At 35.0% G+C, this 3,617-nt stretch carries 3 protein-coding genes; all 3 read right to left on the bottom strand.

Features of this window, described 5'->3' with window-relative positions; all coding sequences use genetic code 11:
- Nucleotides 1–80: 80 nt before the first annotated feature.
- The 3 genes from V7014_RS26185 to V7014_RS26175 all read right to left on the bottom strand — a co-directional run bounded on the left by V7014_RS26185 (nt 81) and on the right by V7014_RS26175 (nt 3,087).
- The gene (locus V7014_RS26185) at nt 81–875 is read right to left on the bottom strand and encodes an ABC transporter ATP-binding protein (RefSeq protein ID WP_335511903.1); all 795 of its coding nucleotides are present in this window, start codon (nt 873–875) and stop codon (nt 81–83) included.
- Nucleotides 850–1,881: an ABC transporter permease gene (locus V7014_RS26180; protein WP_335511902.1), complete on the bottom strand. Its 1,032-nt coding sequence runs from the start codon at nt 1,879–1,881 to the stop codon at nt 850–852. Before V7014_RS26180 ends, V7014_RS26185 begins: the two co-directional genes overlap by 26 nt.
- A 150-nt stretch (nt 1,882–2,031) precedes the next feature.
- Nucleotides 2,032–3,087 (bottom strand): ABC transporter substrate-binding protein, encoded by a 1,056-nt coding sequence (locus tag V7014_RS26175; protein WP_438824984.1) that lies wholly within the window; start codon nt 3,085–3,087, stop codon nt 2,032–2,034.
- Between the last annotated feature and the right edge of the window lie 530 nt (nt 3,088–3,617).

The following is a 3,617-nucleotide window of genomic DNA, read 5'->3' as shown; positions in this document are numbered from 1 at the left end:
TTAGCGCCAGTTAGAACGGGATAAATTCCTAAATAAAAATAAAAATCCCTTTCCTATTACAGAAAAGGGATTTTTTATTCTTATACAAGCATCGCACGATCATTCGTCATTTGCTCACCGCGGATTCTTTGGAATTCATTCAATAATTTCTCAATCGTAAGAAGTGGTTTCTCTTCTTTATTACTTTGGAAAATGATTTGACCTTTATCCATCATAATGAGTCGATTACCTAAATCAAGCGCTTGTTGCATATTATGTGTAACCATTAAAGTAGTTAGTCCATAATCAGCAACAATTTTCTTCGTTAGGTTGGTAATAAGCTCAGCTCGCGATGGATCAAGAGCAGCTGTATGTTCGTCTAAAAGCAAAATTTTCGGTTCAGTAAAAGTTGCCATAAGTAATGATAAAGCTTGACGCTCTCCGCCTGATAATAAGCCAACCTTTGCTTGAAAGCGATTCTCTAAACCAAGGCTTAATGTTTCTAATTTTTCTTTAAAAAAGTCTCTACGTTTCTTCGTCACTCCAAAACGCAAACCACGTTTTCTCGTTCTACAATAAGCAATCGCTAAATTTTCTTCAATTGTCATAGTCGGGGCCGTTCCAGCCATCGGATCTTGGAATACGCGACCAATATGAACCGCCCTTTTATATTCTGACAATGAAGTAACATCTTTTCCGTCAATCACAATTTGCCCAATATCAGGCGTCAACTTACCGGAAATCATATTCATTAATGTTGATTTTCCAGCACCATTACTCCCAATAATTGTAACAAAATCTCCTTTAGCTAATTGCAAATCAATATCTGTGAGTGCAATTTTCTCATCTGGAGTGCCTTCATTAAAGACTTTATAAATTTGGTTTAGCTGGAGCAACTTGGTCACCTCCGTTAGACATGCTGTTTGCATTTGATACTTTAAGCTCTTGTAATCTTTTTCGCTTACGTTTCTTTTGCTTTTGTTTATCAATTATTTTTGGAAGAATTAAAGCAATAATAACAATGATTGCTGTAATTAATTTCATATCTCCCGTATCAAGGAATTTCACCTGTAATGCCAACGTTACTACGATACGGTAAATAATCGCTCCTCCAATAACAGCCAATGTTGCGCGAACGATTGTTTTAGCACCAAACACAGCTTCTCCAATAATAACGGAAGCAAGACCAATAACAATCATCCCAATTCCCATTCCAACATCACTAAATCCACCATATTGTGCGATCAATGCACCTGACAAAGCAACAAGCCCATTAGAAATACCTAAACCTAATACTTTATAATTGCTCGTATTCGCTGAAAAACTATGAATCATGCCCTCGTTATCACCTGTTGCTCTTAACGCTAAACCAACATCTGTTTTCAAAAAAGCATCAATCAATAATTTAATAATAAAAGTTACCACAAACATAACAAGTAAAATTCCCCAACCTGATGGTAAAGTACCTTCTAATCCCACAGTACTTAAAATATTCCCTGTTACATTGTCCAAGCCTAAGCTAGACCAACTATCACGGATCTTCGTAACAAGTGTTTCCTCAGATAATAAAGGAATATTGGATTTCCCCATAATTCGTAAATTAATAGAATATAGAGCAATCATCATCAAAATTCCCGATAACAACGGGTTAATGTTACCCTTTGTGTGCAGCAAACCTGTCACAGATCCCGCTAGAAAACCAGCGAATAAAGCAACGATCGTCGCAAGTAAAGGAGAATAACCGTTAATAATTAGTATTGACGCCGTTGAAGCCCCCGTAACAAAGCTTCCGTCAACCGTTAAATCTGGAAAATCTAATATACGAAATGATAAATATACCCCTAGCGCCATAATAGCGTAAATGATTCCTGCTTCTACCGAACTAAAAATTGCTCCAGGCATGTACCTCTCCCTCTCAATTATTGGATGTAAATACTAGTTAATTCAGTATCTTCTACTTCACAAAATGGCAATAAGGCTGACCTTAAGAGTTTCATTTTCAAATTCTACTTGAAAATGAAGCTCTATTATAGTCAGCCTTTACCATATTAATTACTGAATCAATTCAGCTGTTTTCTTCCATTCTTCTTTAATCGTAATACCCATTTCTTTAGCTGCTTTTTCATTGATTACAAGCTTAATCTTTTCTGGAAATTGAACTGGAATATCGGCTGGCTTTTTACCATCTTTTAAGATTTCAGCCGCCATTTCGCCCGCTTGGTAACCAATATCGAAGTAGTTAAAGCCATATGCTGCGAAACCACCCTTTTTAACTGAATCTAGTTCTCCAACAAAAAGTGGAATATCTTTATCATTGGCAACCATGATTACTGAATCTAGAGCAGAGACAACTGTATTGTCAGTAATGATATAAAAAGCGTCTACTTTACCCACAAGCGATTCTGTGGCTTGTTTTACATCAGCAGAAGTAGATACAGAAGCTTCAACTAGTTCAATACCAGCTTTCTTTGCTTCTTTCTCTACACTTTTAACTTGTGTGATAGAGTTTTGCTCGCCAGTATTATAGACTGTACCAATCTTTTTAACGTCCATTTCTTCTGCCATGAATTTGATTGTACTAGAAATAGCTTCAGGATTTGCATCGGATGTTCCTGTTACATTTCCACCTGGTTTTTCCATAGATTGTACTAATTTTGCTCCAACTGGATCAGTTACAGAAGTAAATACTACTGGAATATCTTTCGTAGCATTTAGAGCAGCTTGCGCACTAGGAGTCGCATTAGCAAAAATTAAATCCACGCCTTGTGTTACATAATTATTAGCAATAGTAATCGTGTTGTTTTGATCTGCTTGAGCATTTTGCTCATCATATTCAACCTTAACACCCTTTTCTTCAAGGGCTTTCTTAAAGCCTTTACTTGCTTCATCGAGAGAAGCATGCTGTACAAACTGAGTGAAACCAATAGTATACGTTTCCTCTTTATCGGCGCCATTATTTTTTGGTTTATCGTCTGCTTTGTCTGTACCACAACCTGCAAGAAGCAAAATGGACAATAATCCAGCAGTGGCTTGTAACTTTAGATTTTTCAAATGAAATCCCCCTCTTTTTCTGGTAAATCCCGATGTATGCTCCTTTTTTGCGTTCATGTGTTAAATTAAATTATATACACAATTCAAAAAATTTCAATTAAAATTAGTAAAAATTTTTAGAAAATTTAGAAGAATAAGAGGTTTGCTTCTGTTATTTATATATGTATACTACTTTGGTACCGTTGACATACCTATCCATTTCATATTTTTTACGTTTTTATAGAAAATAACACTCATTTCCTTGTTACTAAGCCACTCAATTTCGATTTCTTGATACAAGATAATACTATATATTTACCTACAAGAAACAATTACAATCGAATTGTTATTGTTTCTTGTAGGTTCATTTTTAACAAAGCAGTTTATAGCAATCTAGAAGTATAAAGTAGCAATCACAAAAACAATCCCAGCCAAACAATAAAGGGCAATTACCCATGTTGAAGGTATCAATAGATATAATATGGCACTACAAATAAAAACTAAACCACTTATATTACCAATATTTTTCCATAACATCATTGAATTCACACTTTCTTATCAGATGACATCACCTAATCTATTTTTTATAATTATAAAATTGAGTTATG

The organism is Bacillus sp. JJ722 (assembly GCF_036963345.1).
Taxonomy (GTDB): Bacteria; Bacillota; Bacilli; order Bacillales; family DSM-1321; genus Bacillus_AD.
This window is presented reverse-complemented; position numbering and strand designations above follow the sequence as displayed.